At 32.5% G+C, this 16,301-nt stretch carries 14 protein-coding genes and 1 pseudogene; 10 read left to right on the top strand and 5 right to left on the bottom strand.

Annotated features, from left to right (window positions below):
* Positions 1-274: 274 nt before the first annotated feature.
* From Z054_RS0126800 to Z054_RS32810, 3 genes and pseudogenes are all read left to right on the top strand, one after another.
* On the top strand, positions 275-796 hold the full coding sequence (locus tag Z054_RS0126800) for a hypothetical protein (protein ID WP_024773062.1): 522 nt from the start codon (positions 275-277) through the stop codon (positions 794-796).
* Positions 797-1,065: 269 nt separating this feature from the next.
* A complete protein-coding gene (locus Z054_RS30690; protein WP_161635354.1) occupies positions 1,066-2,010 on the top strand; it encodes a hypothetical protein in 945 nt (314 codons plus the stop codon).
* 324 nt (positions 2,011-2,334) lie between these two features.
* Positions 2,335-2,499 (top strand): annotated as a pseudogene (locus Z054_RS32810) (hypothetical protein); the annotation flags it as partial.
* Positions 2,500-2,678: 179 nt separating this feature from the next.
* On the opposite strand, the gene Z054_RS0126810 reads toward Z054_RS32810, so the two are convergent.
* From Z054_RS0126810 to Z054_RS0126825, 4 genes are all read right to left on the bottom strand, one after another.
* A complete protein-coding gene (locus tag Z054_RS0126810) occupies positions 2,679-2,939 on the bottom strand; it encodes a hypothetical protein (protein ID WP_024773064.1) in 261 nt (86 codons plus the stop codon).
* A 125-nt stretch (positions 2,940-3,064) separates the two neighbouring features.
* A complete protein-coding gene (locus tag Z054_RS0126815; RefSeq protein ID WP_024773065.1) occupies positions 3,065-4,918 on the bottom strand; it encodes an AIPR family protein in 1,854 nt (617 codons plus the stop codon).
* Positions 4,919-5,085: 167 nt separating this feature from the next.
* Positions 5,086-5,766 (bottom strand): recombinase family protein, encoded by a 681-nt coding sequence (locus Z054_RS0126820; protein WP_024773066.1) that lies wholly within the window; start codon positions 5,764-5,766, stop codon positions 5,086-5,088.
* A gap of 161 nt (positions 5,767-5,927) precedes the next feature.
* Positions 5,928-6,509 carry a hypothetical protein gene (locus Z054_RS0126825; RefSeq protein WP_024773067.1) on the bottom strand — a complete coding sequence of 194 codons (582 nt, stop codon included), beginning with the start codon at positions 6,507-6,509 and terminating at the stop codon, positions 5,928-5,930.
* 780 nt (positions 6,510-7,289) lie between these two features.
* On the opposite strand from Z054_RS0126825, the gene Z054_RS0126830 reads away from it, so the two are divergent.
* Positions 7,290-7,997, top strand: a complete 708-nt coding sequence (locus Z054_RS0126830) for a hypothetical protein (RefSeq protein WP_024773068.1) — start codon at positions 7,290-7,292, stop codon at positions 7,995-7,997.
* A gap of 215 nt (positions 7,998-8,212) precedes the next feature.
* On the opposite strand, the gene Z054_RS30695 is transcribed toward Z054_RS0126830, so the two are convergent.
* On the bottom strand, positions 8,213-8,659 hold the full coding sequence (locus Z054_RS30695; RefSeq protein WP_024773070.1) for a hypothetical protein: 447 nt from the start codon (positions 8,657-8,659) through the stop codon (positions 8,213-8,215).
* Between the two features lie 230 nt (positions 8,660-8,889).
* Between Z054_RS30695 and Z054_RS0126845 the strand changes: the two genes are divergently transcribed.
* The 6 genes from Z054_RS0126845 to Z054_RS29480 all read left to right on the top strand — a co-directional run.
* Positions 8,890-9,096 carry a hypothetical protein gene (locus Z054_RS0126845; RefSeq protein ID WP_024773071.1) on the top strand — a complete coding sequence of 69 codons (207 nt, stop codon included), beginning with the start codon at positions 8,890-8,892 and terminating at the stop codon, positions 9,094-9,096.
* A 951-nt stretch (positions 9,097-10,047) separates the two neighbouring features.
* Positions 10,048-10,221, top strand: a complete 174-nt coding sequence (locus Z054_RS31980) for a hypothetical protein (protein WP_161635355.1) — start codon at positions 10,048-10,050, stop codon at positions 10,219-10,221.
* A 3-nt stretch (positions 10,222-10,224) separates the two neighbouring features.
* Positions 10,225-10,431, top strand: a complete 207-nt coding sequence (locus Z054_RS0126855) for a hypothetical protein (RefSeq protein WP_024773072.1) — start codon at positions 10,225-10,227, stop codon at positions 10,429-10,431.
* Between the two features lie 198 nt (positions 10,432-10,629).
* A complete protein-coding gene (locus Z054_RS30700) occupies positions 10,630-10,986 on the top strand; it encodes a hypothetical protein (protein ID WP_024773073.1) in 357 nt (118 codons plus the stop codon).
* Positions 10,987-11,173: 187 nt separating this feature from the next.
* On the top strand, positions 11,174-15,526 hold the full coding sequence (locus Z054_RS0126865; RefSeq protein WP_024773074.1) for a PKD domain-containing protein: 4,353 nt from the start codon (positions 11,174-11,176) through the stop codon (positions 15,524-15,526).
* A gap of 20 nt (positions 15,527-15,546) precedes the next feature.
* A partial coding sequence (locus tag Z054_RS29480) for a DUF6443 domain-containing protein (RefSeq protein ID WP_035093756.1) occupies positions 15,547-16,301 on the top strand: 755 nt, incomplete at its 3' end.

The following is a 16,301-nucleotide window of genomic DNA, read 5'->3' on the forward strand; positions in this document are numbered from 1 at the left end:
AAATTGCTGTCAGTCATATTAGTCTTTAAAGCTTTATTGGTGAGTTTGTCTTTTTCTACATTTTGTCCATTACAAGAAATCAAAAAAAGTGTAATTAGAATTATGTAAAGGATTGATTTTGTCATCACTTTTTTATATCTATTCGTCACAAAGTAAATTTGTATCACGATGTGTCTATTTTTATTCTTGATATTTCACGATAGCTTTACTGTATAGCTTTTGGACAAATAAACTAACATAACATTCCTTCAACCTAGTTGATCAGAACAAAAAAATGGAAAATCGTAGAAAATATAGAAAAACAATAGTCTATTTTCAAAGTAAATACCAACCTGAACAAATATGGGAATTTTTAACTCATCCAAAATATATCGTAGATTTCACAAAAGAACCGTGTTTTCACAATGAAATTGACGATAATTTTAAATTAGAAAAAAATAATTCTTGGAAAGAAATACATACAGGCAAAGATTGTAATGGCGACAAAGTAGAATGCAAAATAATTGGAATAAATAAATATAATAATTTTTCAACTGTGCGACATCAGGCAGGAATAAAGAATACAACTATATTTAAATTGAAAAAAAATAAAGAAGGAACATTAATCTCAGAAGAACAACTATTCTTTTTCAGTTTAATAAGTTTCGGTGGTTTGGGAATAATATCTTGGATAATACTAATAACAGGTGCATTAGCTAAATTTTCATTCAAGCCAGATGAAGATTTATTTTGGTTTGAAAAAATGGAAAAAACTATTGCCAATAATCAATTAGGTGATTCTACGATCAATCTATAGCGACAACACTAAGGCTGAGTTGAATACGGCGTTATAGACAATTATCCCATCAGGAGCCGATTAGTTTATGAAGCTAATCAGGAAAAATAAGGTTCAGAGGTGTGATTTCACAAAATATAATTAACTAAGTATTAAAACTAAATTTGACATTAGTTGAGATTGAAAAAAAACTAATATGAATATTAAATCAATAAAAGAGAAACTGATAAATTTCATATATTTATTCATCTTAAAAATCATTAGATATGAAAACCTTAAAACCTAATAGTATGAAAACAAAAACAATTGTATTTAAAGGAATATTTTTTTTCTCATTACTCTTTATGAGTTGTGAACCTTCTGAAATTGAAATAATAGAAGAACAAAACACATCAGAAGTTTCATTACCTACTCCTGACAAAAAGAATTACACTAGTAAACGTTATCGTGAAACCAAGTCAGTTCGTTGGAATTCTTCTATTCCAAAAGGATGGGTAATTACTTCTGTTAGAGGTTGGGGAACTAATGTTTATTATACTATAGTGAATTTGAATGGAGGTCCATATCGAGATCGAATAGCTGTTGATTACCGTTCTTCCATACCTGAAGGATGGGTAATTACTCACCTGTCAGGGCTTGATAGCAAACGTAATCTTTCTAATTTGAACGGAGGAAAGTATCGAGATCGAATAGCTGTTGATTACCGTTCTCCCATACCTGAAGGATGGGTAATTACTCACCTGTCAGGGCTTGATAGCAAACGTAATCTTTCTAATTTGAACGGGGGAAAGTATCGAGATCGAATAGCTGTTGATTACCGTTCTCCCATACCTGAAGGATGGGTAATTACTCACCTGTCAGGGCTTGATAGCAAACGTAATCTTTCTAATTTGAACGGGGGAAAGTATCGAGATCGAATAGCTGTTGATTACCGTTCTCCCATACCTGAAGGATGGGTAATTACTCACCTGTCAGGGCTTGATAGCAAACGTAATCTTTCTAATTTGAACGGGGGAAAGTATCGAGATCGAATAGCTGTTGATTACCGTTCTCCCATACCTGAAGGATGGGTAATTACTCACCTGTCAGGGCTTGATAGCAAACGTAATCTTTCTAATTTGAACGGGGCACCTATTAACACTGTCTTCACTGTGTATTATCAATCACCTATTCCTAAAGGTTGGGTTTTTGTATCCAGTTCGTATAAAAAAATGAAAATTAAACACCTTAATTAAAATCTAAAAATCAACACTTTAACAGAGTGATTACACGATTTTGAATCAAAATAGGTGTTTTTTGTGTCGTGTACTTAAGATATTTATATAAAAATATCGGTGAAATTTCTGGCTCATCCACGATGCCCTACGTAGCGACAGCGCATCGTAGATATTACCTCGCCGAGGATACCGGTTCACCATGCCCTGCTACCACGCAGGGCATTGCCAAATATACTTCCCGGAGCAGCATCAAACCTTGAAGTATTACAGATCAAAAAATCATAAATACCGGTTAAGGTTCATAAAAAAAAGGGGCATCTATAGCCAAAATCAGTAGAATACCTAGAAACAAAAGGTGTTGCATTAAATGATGAGGATTTGGAAAGAATATCTCCACTTATATTTAAACATGTAAATATGTTAGGTCATTATTCCTTTGAAATCGAAGAGAAATTCTTAAAAGGGAAATTACGCTCGTTGGAAACTCTTAATAAAAAGTTAAAATAGACTCCTTAGCGTACGTTTTGGTATCGTTGTGCCCGAAATATCTCAAAATGTGGTGATTTTTTACCTGTAACTCTAGTATACGGTTAGAATAATTAGTCAAATACAGGAATTAACAAATTTTAAAACATTAATAAACAGATATTTAAGCACCTTAGCGTACGTTTTCGTACCGATGGGCTTCATACCCCTAGTTTATCCCAATCAATATTTTCTTCTTCTTCTTTGGTGTGTTGTCTGTTAAAAGCAATTTGATAATCACAATCAAAAATCAAAAAGAATTTTTTACAAAACAAATCCGGATTATCACTTTCGATTTTAATATTAAGACAAAAATCTGTTGTATATGAAATTATTTTTCCTCCAGCTTCTTTAATTTTTTCAATTATCAAAGGGAGTTCATCTAATGCTTTTATGCTTTGAAAATCTAGGTTACATTCCATTATTTATTTGAACTTTTTACTTAATCCATCTTATAAACAGTGCAATGATAATTATCAGCCCTTCATTGCTTCTAGGTACACATATATATCGTAGCTATGTACATACACCTAGTTATTGTAGCCGTCTATTTATTAATAAATCTGACAATACGACCATCCAAATCCACTTTTTTCAATGCACTTGGTACAGATTCTTTTTTATTCCCTGCAAAATTCTGAACTACTCTTTTTAGATTATCTAACGCTGCATTATAATGTACTTCAAATTTATTGTCTAATAGTTCCCGAATTATTATTGTGGTATTTTTTACGATAATGGACTTACTATATTTACCTCCTAATATGGAGTGCAGAACAAAACATCCCAAGTGAAATTTACCGTGAGAAATCAACATTCTCTTATATTGATCACTCTCTAATTTTTGTCTTTGAACAATCCTACTTCTTTTAGCAATAGCATGATCCACTTTTATTGGTATTAGATAAAGATTAAAATCATGTTGAGTTACTTCTGGATCCGGAAAGACCTCATCATAATTATTCCCAAACATTGCTTTAGGCCGTGTTTTTACTTGACTCGGCATAAATCTTATTTGCGACTCAAAAAGCTGATACAAGTGCTGTATTGAAACCGTATTTCTCTTACCTTGGTTTTTCCAAAAATTGAGTCTGCGTTCATAAAATATATCGTGTTGCTTTAAATACTCTTCGATTAAATGCTGTATGGTGTCATTTGCTTTAAGTGAAAATGTTTTAATGGGGGTTTGAGAGTTTGTTGTCTCTGTGATTCGATATATTAAGTCCGAATCACTTGTCTCGATGATTTTGATTAAAACTGCCACATCATCTTGTAGAAGCTTAGTCTTGATATTATCATATTCCGTTTGCTCTCTTTTTGTTAGTGAATCTCCACCCTTCATTTTTTTATCCAATGCAGCCTTTCGTTCAATGTTATATGCAGCTTGGTATAAAGAGTTCGAAGTTTGGCAACCATTAACAATCTGAATTCCGTGCAGCCTGAATTTATCTCCAGGTAGTTCCTCTACTTTTCGACATGTAATAGTAAGTCCATTATTAAAACTCCAAAAAAGTTTAGACTCGTCTGGATCGGCTGAAGTCTTTAATATTTTAGAATTCAATTCACTTCTGCGATAATAGTCCCTAATATTTGCTTCAAATAATGAAGTCTGGAATTGTTTGACTAATGCGGCAATTTGATTACCCTTAATAATAGAGATATGCCCGTTAAGTTTATGTTTAGAATCCGTTTCCGTGATATATTTAAACGTTTTTTCATAGCTTACCATTCCAACAATTTCTTCTCCCTTTTTATCGAGATCTATTAATCTTTGGGCATCATAGATTTCAGTTGTATTGGTGCTATAACCACCTTCATCAAGTATTGTGCTAACAGCATTTACCTGATTCATTAAGAGGTCATTATCTTCAATATTTTTTCTTGAACCACCAAAACAGATGTAGCATTTTATATGTATTTGTTCTGAAGAAAACCTCTCATATAATTCATTTTTGATTTCATTTAGATCTACTAAGTATTCAAATAGGTAAGTATTTTTTTCTTCATCTACGTTTTCATCCACAAAAATAATTTTTACACCCTCTTTAAATTTTAGTAGCTCTCCTTGGTCAACCCCACGTCCCTTTTTAAATTGGAAAAGATGAAAAGTGAATTTTGTATCCTCATTAAATTCATCTAATTGGTCGATAGAAGTAATAAAAGACCTATTAGCAGAAAGATAAACAGAATCAATTCCATAATCATGTGATTCCTTACGATAAGCACTATCTATAATACCTGTTTCAATATCACTAAAATCACGATCATTAAAAATAGTGGTAAGACTGTATATCATGAATGCGCTACCACTCTTGACATCCTCCGAAAAATCTTCAAGGATCGTTGCATACATTGCCTTTACTTCTTCTATTTTTTTATCAATAATTCTGTAAATACTCATCTAATTTTGTTTAATGGAATATAAAGGATGGAGCTTTTATTTTCCACCTATTTTTATTTATATATCTAATAATTAAATAAAATACCCCATACCCGGAGCTGATCCAGATATGGGGTAATTAGTTTTTTTACGTTGGTTCTAAGATAGAAATTTTTATTTAATCTCCCTTAGGTTTCCATTTCTGTTTTTCTGTGCTTTTTGCAATACGCTTTGTCTGGATCTTGATCTTTATCCCAAAATATGGCTTTACAAACCTTGCAATTCCTCCGACCTCGATACGTTAAGTATTTATATAAAGTCGCTTTGGAATTAATATCGACTAGTTTCATGATTTCAGCAATAGAAAGCTGATTTTTTTCATCCCGGTAATAGTTCTCTGCCAAAATGGATTTTGCTTCAGCTTTTTTACTTAGCCCCTTTCTCCTGCCAATCATTGCACCTCTTCTCCTTGCACTTTCTTGTCCCGCTAATGTTCTTTCCACAATAATATTACGCTCCATTTCGGCAACTGCACTAAAAATGGTTAGCACAAATTTTCCGTAAGCAGATGTTGTATCAATAAAAGGTTCTTGTAAACTTCTGAAACCCACTTCTAATTGTTCAAATTCATCAACGAGCTTAAGCATATGTGAAACACTCCTAGCGATTCTATCCATCTTCCAAACAATGACGACATCTTCTTCCCGTAATTTACCTAAAAGTAAATCAAGATTTTTTCGATTCGCTTTTGCTCCAGAAGAAACATCTTTATAAATATTCTTTTCGTTTACTCCTTCTTTTAATAAAGCATCAATTTGTAAATCAAATTTCTGAGATGGGGTACTTATACGTGCATATCCAAATAACATATCAGTTCATTTAAGTGTTATTTGGTAAACTTATAAAATGAACCGCTTTATTGAACTTGATAGATTGTATACCTTCGTTTCTAACCCAAAGTTTAATAAAACTACCAATAAAATAAACAAGCAATTTATACTTTATAGAAAATAGCGTTTTATAAAACACTCTAATTTTTCCTATCCTCCAACCACTTAAGAACTCTATAATACGTTGTCTTAGATAAACCAAACTCATTACAGACACGATCTCTATTCTCTTTAGGATTGACATTTAAATACTTACGGATCTCAATTGTCTTTTGTATAGATTCGTTTTTTGGTCTATCATGCCGACCTGTTTTATGTTCCCTTTGATGATATGGACGTTTTTTAAGAACATTGAGCTCAAAAATAGCATCATCTGATTCTAAGCTCTCCATTCCCCTTTCTGTTTGTAGCACTCTAAAGGTCATTGATAATATGGTATTTTTATCATGCTCCTGGATATAGTTAAACACAAAAATTGAAACATTGAATTTTTTATAGTCTTGTACCAATACCTTAGTGCCTATCAATTCATGAACAACTATTTTTTCTTTTCTAATAAAATCAACAGCTTCCTTTTTAGTAGATTTTGCAGCAGTAGTGTTTTTGTTTTTTTGATAATCTTCCCACTTCTTTTTCGCAAGATATTCTGAAAGATTTTTTATTTCGCTTCGGGTAGCAAAACGTATATCAAAATCATATGTTTTTTTAAAATTATCTTTCATAATAAATTTCTATCATTTTATTAAGTCTGTTACTTTAATATTAGATCTTAATAACACATCTTTTCAAATCGAATGTTATTTCATGTCTTATATATTATATAAAACATCCCAATATGTAGATAGTCAAAAAAAGTCGTTCTAGTGAAGACAATATACAAACTATGTTATTTTTTTCAATTACATCAATGGATAAGTTTGTGCGTGATTAAAAAAACAGATAGTATTCATATTATCCAGTTAAAATTCATAAATTTTAATCCTAATCACTAAAATTAAACTCTTACCCATCTATCAATTACGGTTTTCCGTAATAATCAAGTAGTTATCGTAGTCAAAAATTAAAATATAGTAACTTTAAAATTGTTTGTTTTTTTAATTAATTATGGTTTTAACGTAATTGATGTACGTGTTTAATGTATTGATTTTCAATAAAATAGGCTTGATAATTTTTAGTTTTTGTTTGGAAAATGTCTTCACCTGACGTTTTAGAACCTAAATTGGTGTAATCATTCACTCTACTAACCCTTGGGAAGCCCTGTTTTTTCGTTTTAGAGGACGCAAAAATAAACAGAAAAAACAAGAAAAATCCTATTAATTTTTTGCTAATATTTGTATAGTTTTGATTTGTAAATCAGATCATTACGATCTAAAAAACCATTTATTTGTTTTTCCTTTTAACTAATAAAAATATCAATATGAAAACTAAATCTTTTTTTTTGACAATTCTTTTTTTATGTTTATCAACGTTGTTTTTAACAAGTTGTGAATCAGATAACCCAGATGAAGAAATTTACCAAATTGAACCCGGAGAAGTCGAAGACCCAGGAGACAGGGGGGACAAGGATTAAAATAATATTCATAATTATTGTTTTAGGTGCTGTACTAGGTAGTATCGCGCCTTTTTCACATATTGTGTATCCTAAAACTGCTCTGGAAAAGGTTACATTACTTGAAAAATTCGATAAAGGAGAAATCAGTCTAGAGTATTATAAAGAGCAGAAAGATATTTTATGGGAGAAATATCAATTTCTTGGTTTTAAAAATTTCAGAAGATTTCTTTTTGCAATAGGATTACCTATCGGTCTTTTTTGTTGTTCCTTAATACTAATCTATATTTCTAAATTTATATCTGATCGGACTGCAAAAAGAGCTAGTGTTCTAGCAGGCATATCTTTTCAGTTTACTTCTATTTATTTTATTATTTGGACACTTTGGGCATATACGTATGAAGAAAAAGATTTTAGTAAGTCAACGTATTATCTGGTTATAATCCTATCTTCGGTTTTAATTACTATTGCGATTTTTCAATTTCAAAAATCACTGTCCAGTTATAATGCTAAAATTCGAGAACTTATAAGTTTTATCGCAGGAACAAGGCAACAATTTTTTACTAATATTGAAAGAAATGAGTCTAAAAAAGAGATTGAAATTCAGAAAGAGAAGTTTGACAAAGAAATGTATAACACCTTTGAAAAGGTTGTAGATTAAATAATATTTGATAGATGGATAATAAGCGCCGAAAACAAATATTAGATAAGCTGAAAAGATCAAATCAAATATTTGATATTGATTACAATTCCTTTGAAAAAGATTTGGAAATAGAATTAGAGAATGAGTTTAGGAAAAAAAAGGACGAATTAATTTCTCTCCTGTATGAGAAAGAATTACTCAAGCTTAAAATCGAAAATAGCCTGTGTTGAATATCAATTTGATTCTTCTGCTAGTTTAGAAACTTGTTCTTTTAGTTGTTCAATTTCTTTCCTAACCTCTCCCATTTCTTTATCTGCAAACAGTAATTTTGTAAGTTTTTGAAAGCTCTTATGGGATTTAAATTCAGTAACATTATCATAAACATAGTCAATGATTTCTATTTTATCAAAACCATCTAAGCTAACCTTTACTGGAGGATTATATTCTATTTCTCCATAATTTTTTCCACTTAGAAGCATTTCACCTTTACCTGTTACTAACCAAACAGGGTTTAAATCAGCATAGACTGTAAGAATATTTTCTATCACATTAGACCCAATACTTTTATTGTTCTTAACGGCTTTAGAAATACTCCCTCTACTTGCTTTGATACTATTCTCAAACAAATAATAACTGATATCTTTTTCAGTGATATATTGCCCTAATCTTTTTACAATCATAAGAAAAAAGTCTTATAAAATTTTCTAAACTAAGAAAATAATCATATATTTGTGTATGATTAAAACAAATGTATGAAAATTTTACTCTACCTGATATGAAGTTTTTATTTCATTGTTTGTTAATCATTTTAACGTAAACCCACATACTTGCATAAAACGCAATTTTAATAAAGAGAAAAATACCCCACTTAGAATTTCTCTTGACTAATTAATATGATAAACTCATATTTATGAAAAAGAGCAGAAGACAAAGAGTAGAAGAACTTCTCCTTGAAGAAAGAGATATCTTATGCATACTCCCATTTGAAAGAAAATTAGGTTTCTCTAGAGGTATAATTTATAAGTTTATAAAATATCACAGAAAGCTTAGTACTTCAGAAATTAAAAAAATTGACAACTACTTTCAAGAAGTTATTGATAGGTATCAGGAAGAATAAAAGGTTACAAATAACCCTAAACAGCTATGAAAAAGAATAAAAATCACAACCATCAAAAAAAGTTCATCTCCCATATTGTACAATATCTACATATGGATATGCTAGATTTCAAAAAATGTAGAGAAGAAGGTAAATGCTATGAAAATATCATTTATAGATGGGTAATAAAACTATATAAAAAAGGTGTCACGCCTGAGCGTGCTATTCAGGTCATATGTCGAGCCAGAGTTTTTATACTCACAAGAAACAGTATATACCTCGCTTCGCTCCGGAATACAATACATTAACATTAACCATACAGTTTAAACTAAGTATACTAACTAAAAACTAATCCCATATGAAAATATATTTAAGTTGAGTTTTGTGTAACCCCAAAAGATATCAGGTACTGTAGCAATCATATAAGCATGGTACCGCTTCATAATATATCAATTACTAAGGGTAGTCATTTTTTTTATGGAACCGGCCATGCTTATTTATCATGTGTCTGTGAAATACCCTGATATCTTTAAAATAGAATAGTATCAAACCCCAATATAAAAAAGTAATTCAGAAAAAATCAGACTATGAGATAAATTATCAACCAAAACCAGCTTAGTTTTTTATAGCTAAAAAACTTTTTAAATACCCTTTCCCAAACTTGGACGTACTAACACTTCTATCGTCATAATTTCAAAAAAGTACAAAAGGAATATGGGAGTATTTTCACAATTGCATAGTACCCCATTTATGATATGTAGCCGTATAGAAAGTATGCTATACGATGTGCTGCTCCTGTATTCTTATTGAAAAAATAATAATCTAAAAATGAATAGTAAACAACCATAGGTGTATGTGTTGACTACTTAAATAAAGGAAAAACAGGAGTAATTGCAAATAGTAATTAAAGTTGAGTTTGTGTAATACCCCCATCTTTTGAGGTTGCTCCTGTATCCTTTTTAATAAAAAAATATGCTACCGGACGATATAAATCATATATCACCAGATATTCTCAATGGCATTTTAAAAGCATTGAATATTGATACTGGTGAGTTTATGTACCAACTTTTAAACGATAACCCAAAACAGATTATGATCTATGCTAAAATATATGCTCTAGTACATGATGTAACAAAAACCATTTGATCTATGAAAAAAATAGTAACACTAGCTATAGTTATATCAATTCTCTCTTTAATAATAACCATACTACAAGATGAATTGAGATTGAATAAGGAACTACAATATGAGAATAAACGATCGTATCCTATAGGTGTTAACCCTACAGAACATGATGCGCTTTATGAGAAAGAATTTGAAGAGGATTATAAGCTATACAATGAAGACCTATTATGAGTAATCTCATTTTTGATGTTTCCCCAAAACATCATGCCCCGTTTCCCATAACCTACCTGTAATGAACACCTACTTATGTCTATAGCTATGACTATTTTTTTAAATAAATAAGTAAGCTGCCTCGAAGCAAGCTTCGGGGCTGTTACTAAGCACAGCCCAAGTATTTAAATCCCGATTATCGGGTAAAACTTTAGAGTTATGAATATCATGTTAAAGCAAATAGAATTGATAGAACGTATTGATCAATTGATACGTCTTAATGCTACCGGCTCTCCTATGGAACTGGCAGCAAAACTAGGCATCTCTAAAACCAAACTATATCGTACGCTTTGTGTAATGAAAGAGCTCAATGCCCCTGTAGAATTCGATACCTCTTCACAACAGTATTATTATGCAGAGTCGGTAAAATTCACATGTGGTTTTCACTCCAATAAACGCTCTGTGAATCAGCTATATACTATGGTAGAAAATAGATACAAAAAAACTTTCAACTTTTTTTACCCAGTCCCGAAAAATGATACTCACAACTATTATCATTGCACATGGAGTACCTAATATTAATTATATAATTATTGCAACTATGAAAACAAAAAGGAAACATTTTATGATGTTTAACAGGGGTAAAAACCATAATCCATAACATCAAAACGATAATAATGCATTGTGCTTGCCTTACTGATTTGCAAACATTTTAAGTATAGGCTTGACACTGAAAAATTCAATCATTACTAAAATTACTTTTATGAAAAAAATAACACTATTGTTATTGCTATTGCTTTCTATACCTTTGATCGCTCAAAGAGAAAGCGGTTATCAAAACAATTTAAATTATGCTCCTTCGACACCAGAAGTAGCATCATTAGGAAAATTTATCGAGACTCCTGTGAGTCTGTATTCAGGTATCCCTAATGTTTCTATTCCTATTGGAAACGTATCCAGTGGTAGCTTGAGTTTACCTGTAAGCCTCTCTTATCATGCAGGAGGTGTTAAAGTAGAAGAAACAGCCTCTTGGACAGGATTAGGATGGAATCTTAGTGCCGGAGGATCGGTTACACGAGTAGTACGGGGAATTGCCGATGATGGTATTGGTGGATTTCTTAATACTACAAAAACAGTTGAAGACTTCTTAGCTATTCAACTTGATGCTAGTCAAATAAATCAATCTACTGAGCTTATCATAAAAGCAGTTAATGGAGAACTGGACTATGAACCCGATATGCATCATTATAACATTCCGGGATATTCTGGCAGTTTCTTTTTTAAACAGTCAGGTCAGATTATTACTATGCCTCATGCTGATGTTAGAATTAATTACTTAAAAAACAGTGCTAAAAAAATTACAGCTTGGATCATCACTGCCCCAAATGGTGTAAAATATTATTTTGGAGTATCACAAGATGGAACTCGAAAAGGATATGAAGATTTATTAGGAAGTACCTCATTAGGTGGAGGTAAGAATTTTAATGCAGGGTATACTAATGGTTGGAAACTGATGGATATTGAAGATGCTATTTCAAAGAATTATATACGATTTACGTATACAGAGAATACGTATGATACTTGTTCAGCTTCAGGTCAACAACGTTATGTCAATGTTCGGGGAGAAATAGATAGTCAAATACTTTCCGCAGGGATCAAACCTATTACGTATTATGAGAGTTTTATTAGCTCTTGGAAAATATCAAGTATAGAAAGTCAAAACGGAACGATTGAATTTATAAAAAATACCACAGAACGATTAGATCAACCGGGAGATTATAGTCTTAAAGAAATTGTTATTAAAGACTTGCACGGGAAAGAGGTTAAAAAAATCAACCTTACCTATACTACTGTGGGAGAAATAGGAAATTCTCATGCAGTTCCTTGTAGTGGTAATGATCGTTATTATAGAATGTTTTTGACTTCTGTACAAGAGTCTAAAGGTCTGGAATCTTTACCACCTTATAGCATGCAATACAATTCAAAACCATTGCCAGATCGTTTCTCTTTAGCAAAAGATTTATGGGGATACTATAATGGGAAACATAGTAACACAATTTTAATCCCTTCAGTTACCCTTTTAGGAATAAGATATGAGGGAGCAGATAGAAGCGCAAATTCTGATTTTGCCAAAGCTGGAGTTTTAGAAAAGCTAACCTATCCAACAGGAGGGTACACCATATTTGAATATGAAGGGAATACTATTGGGCAATTGGCTTTCGCAAATGATATAGCCCCTAGAGTTAGGCATCCTCTTGTTACAGTGAGCACGTCTGATCTACAGAATAATTCAATAGAGATTAATAAACCGTTTACAATTTCTCCTGGTGAGATAGTTCAAGATTTTGTTTTTATTGATGTTACTTATCCATGTGATATTACACAGCGTACTTGTGGGATTCAACTAGAATTAATTAAAAGTGATGGTTCTACAGTTGCTCTTGCTACGGATTCAAGCGTAATATTACCTCCGGGGAATTATTCAATACAAGGAACGATAACCCCTAATGATTCTGGTGATTATCCTGATTTTAGGGTTCGTGTTTATGGAGAAAAACTAGACCTTGGTTCTTTAACTACAGATGGTGTTAACTATGAGGTAGGTGGACTAAGAGTAAAAAACATCAAAAAATATGATACGGATACAAGTTATTTTGAAAAATCATATGAATACTTGAATTGGGATGGCGACAATACCACTTCGAGTTCTGGAGGAATAACATCAACTCCATTTTTTATTGAAAAAGGGGCAGTATTTAGTAATGGAACACTTTCCAGTGCAGACATTATTAGTTCATCAAGTAACAACCCTATGACTACTACCAAAAGTAGCTATGTAGGCTATAGAAATGTAACTGAATACTTTGGGACTAAGGAAAATAACACAGGTAAAAAAGAGTATAAGTTTTCATTTAATTTAGATGATGATTCTGATATAGATAGATTTCCCTATGCGCCCGTAACCGTATTAGAATGGTTACGTGGAAACCTTGAGGAAGAAAGGATATTTAAGAAAGAAAATGCTGGATATACTTTAGTTAGAAAAACTACAAATCAATATAAATACCTCAGAAATCAAAATGATATTTTTAAGAAAGAAGTAGTTGGGGTAAAAATGGGGATGCGATATGGTTTCTGGAGCAGTAAGAAATATTATACATTGAGTGAGTGGTACAAGTTAGAAAAAACTACTACTAAAGATTATTTCAAAGGAAAAGAAATTGTTACTGCTAAAGAGCTTAATTATCATGATAATGCTAACAAACACGTATTTCCTGTTGAAGAAGTTATATCAACTAATGAAAACGAATGGTATTATAACAGAAGTAAGTATCCAGAAGATTTAGTTTCCAAAACTGCTGCTGAGCAAAGACTAATTGATTTATATCGTATAAATATCCCTCTTGAAAAGATTACGACCAGAAAGAAAGGATCTTCTCCAGAGGAAATAGTTTCTAAGGAATATTTTGATTATAAGATTTGGGAAGGAGGAAAAGTATTACCGGAAAAGATAAGAGCAGCTAAAGCAAATACACCTCTTAAAGATCGTGTTATCTATCATAAATATAATGATAAAGGAAACCCTCTGGAGGTTTCTCTGGCTGATGGTCGTCATATCATGTATGTTTGGGGGTATAACAATACTCAGCCTGTTGCCAAGATTGATAACGCCAGCTATATAGGAATTTCTTCAACAGCAAGTTCATTAATTACACAGTTACAAACCGCTTCTAATACAGAAGATACTGCTGGAGAAGAAGTAACGATGCGTAATCTGTTTAAAAATCTTAGAGAGGACGCGTATTTTGCAGATGCTCAAATAACTGGATATACATATGACCCGTTAATTGGGGTAACGAGTATGACAGATCCTAAAGGGCATACAGGGTATTATAGGTACGATGAATTTAACAGACTAGAGTATGGGTTAGATAATGACCAGCATATCGCGCAACAAGTACGCTATAATTATCAAGGAGAACAAACCGCTACTTTGGGTGATGTAACCATTAGCCCAAGTTTAAGTGTAGTACAGCCAAATCAAGCCGTTACTTTTACGGCCAATACTTCAGGAAGCGGTGGTGCTGATCTTTTTACATGGTCTGTAGATGGCACACAAGAACAATGTGATGCCACGACAAGTTTTACTAAATCTTTTAGTGCTGAAGGAACATACACTGTATCAATAATAGCTTATAATGCAGAAAATAAACACAGGGTAAGTAAAACGATGAATGTAGTGGTGGCGTATCCTCCTATTGTTACCCCTATAGTAAGTGCAAACTATACTAATATTGTAAAAGGTACTACGACAACTTTTACAGCTTCGAGCATAGGAGGCGGTACAGGGAATCTGAGATACGAGTGGTATGTTAATACTATAAAGCAAGCTGGTACAGCAACTACGTTTGCATACACCCCTAATACCGCAGGAACCTATACTATGTATTTTAAAGTTATTGATAACACAAGTGGGAAATCTGTGAACAGTGCTATACGAAAACTGTATGCATATAACCCTATAACCGCAGCTAATGTAAGTGCTTCAAAATCACATATTGTACAAGGAACAACTACGACATTTTTTGCTTCTGGTATAGGAGGCGGTACAGGTTCATATTTCTTCGAGTGGTTTATTAATGATGTAAAACAAAGTGCTACAGGAACAACACTTTCGTACAATTTCCCGAATTCAGGAACGTATACTATTAAATTTAGGTTAGTTGATCGAGGGCTAGAAAACGGATATTACCAATGGGGTGCTAATGCTCCTGTCTTGAAATCGTACCCTAGTATGTCGGTAAGCACAAACCAATCTCACACCTCTATTTCTGGAGCTAATCCAAGCGTGTCGTTTAATATCACTAGTCTTACAGGAGGTTCGGGATCACGTCAAATTTCATGGAAAGTTTATAAAACTGTTTCACCTTCTCAAATCTTAGGGTCTGGCTCAAGTACAGGTTTTAGCTTCTCTAATTTTGCTACAGGTACTCACGAGTACGATGTTAAAGCCACAGTTACAGATAACCTTACAGGCCAAGTAATCACCAAACTCATGGTAGTTATAGCCACGGTTTCTTCTGATACTGGTGGTGGTACAGGAGAGCAACATTAACCTTATAACAATACAAAAAAATGAAAAAATATATCATATATATAATAATACTACTAATAGGATGGAATCTTCAGGCCCAGGTAGTACTATCAGATAAGAACTATATACATACTACAGTTCCCCAAACAGCTTTAACAATTGCTGAAATGGAGAACGTGAACTGCTCTACTATCAATGATATTGATAGAGCTATAGAAAGTGTTACCTATTTTGATGGACTGGGTAGACCGATACAAGAAAGAGCGATTAAAGCCTCTCCTAATGGTAAGGATATTGTATCTCACATCGAGTATGATGCGTATGGTAGACAAGCTAAACAATATCTAGCTTTTGAGGCAAGTAATACGGTTGGAAGTTATAAAGATGTCAATGTCAATACTGATATCAACCAGTATTATAAGGATACCTATGCTGATGATTTTCCCGGGATTACCGATCTTACACAAATTAATGCGTATTCAGAGAGCCTTTTTGATGGTTCACCACTTAACAGAGTAATAAAAGTTGGTGCACCCGGTACAGCCTGGAAAGCAAACCCCAGTAGTGATGCAGATCATGCTATAAAGACAGATTGGTATACGAATACAGCTAATGAGGTCGTGTGTTTTAAGGTAGACTTTGCCGATCCAAATGATACAGAAACTCCTAGTTTAGTAACGGATGGACACTACGCTGAAAATCAGTTATACATAACCATTACTCAAGATGAGAATTGGACTCCGGCAGATGGTAATAATCATACTGCTAAAGAGTACAAGGATAAACAAGGTAGAAT

Source organism: Aquimarina macrocephali JAMB N27, assembly GCF_000520995.1.
Classification (GTDB): domain Bacteria; phylum Bacteroidota; class Bacteroidia; order Flavobacteriales; family Flavobacteriaceae; genus Aquimarina; species Aquimarina macrocephali.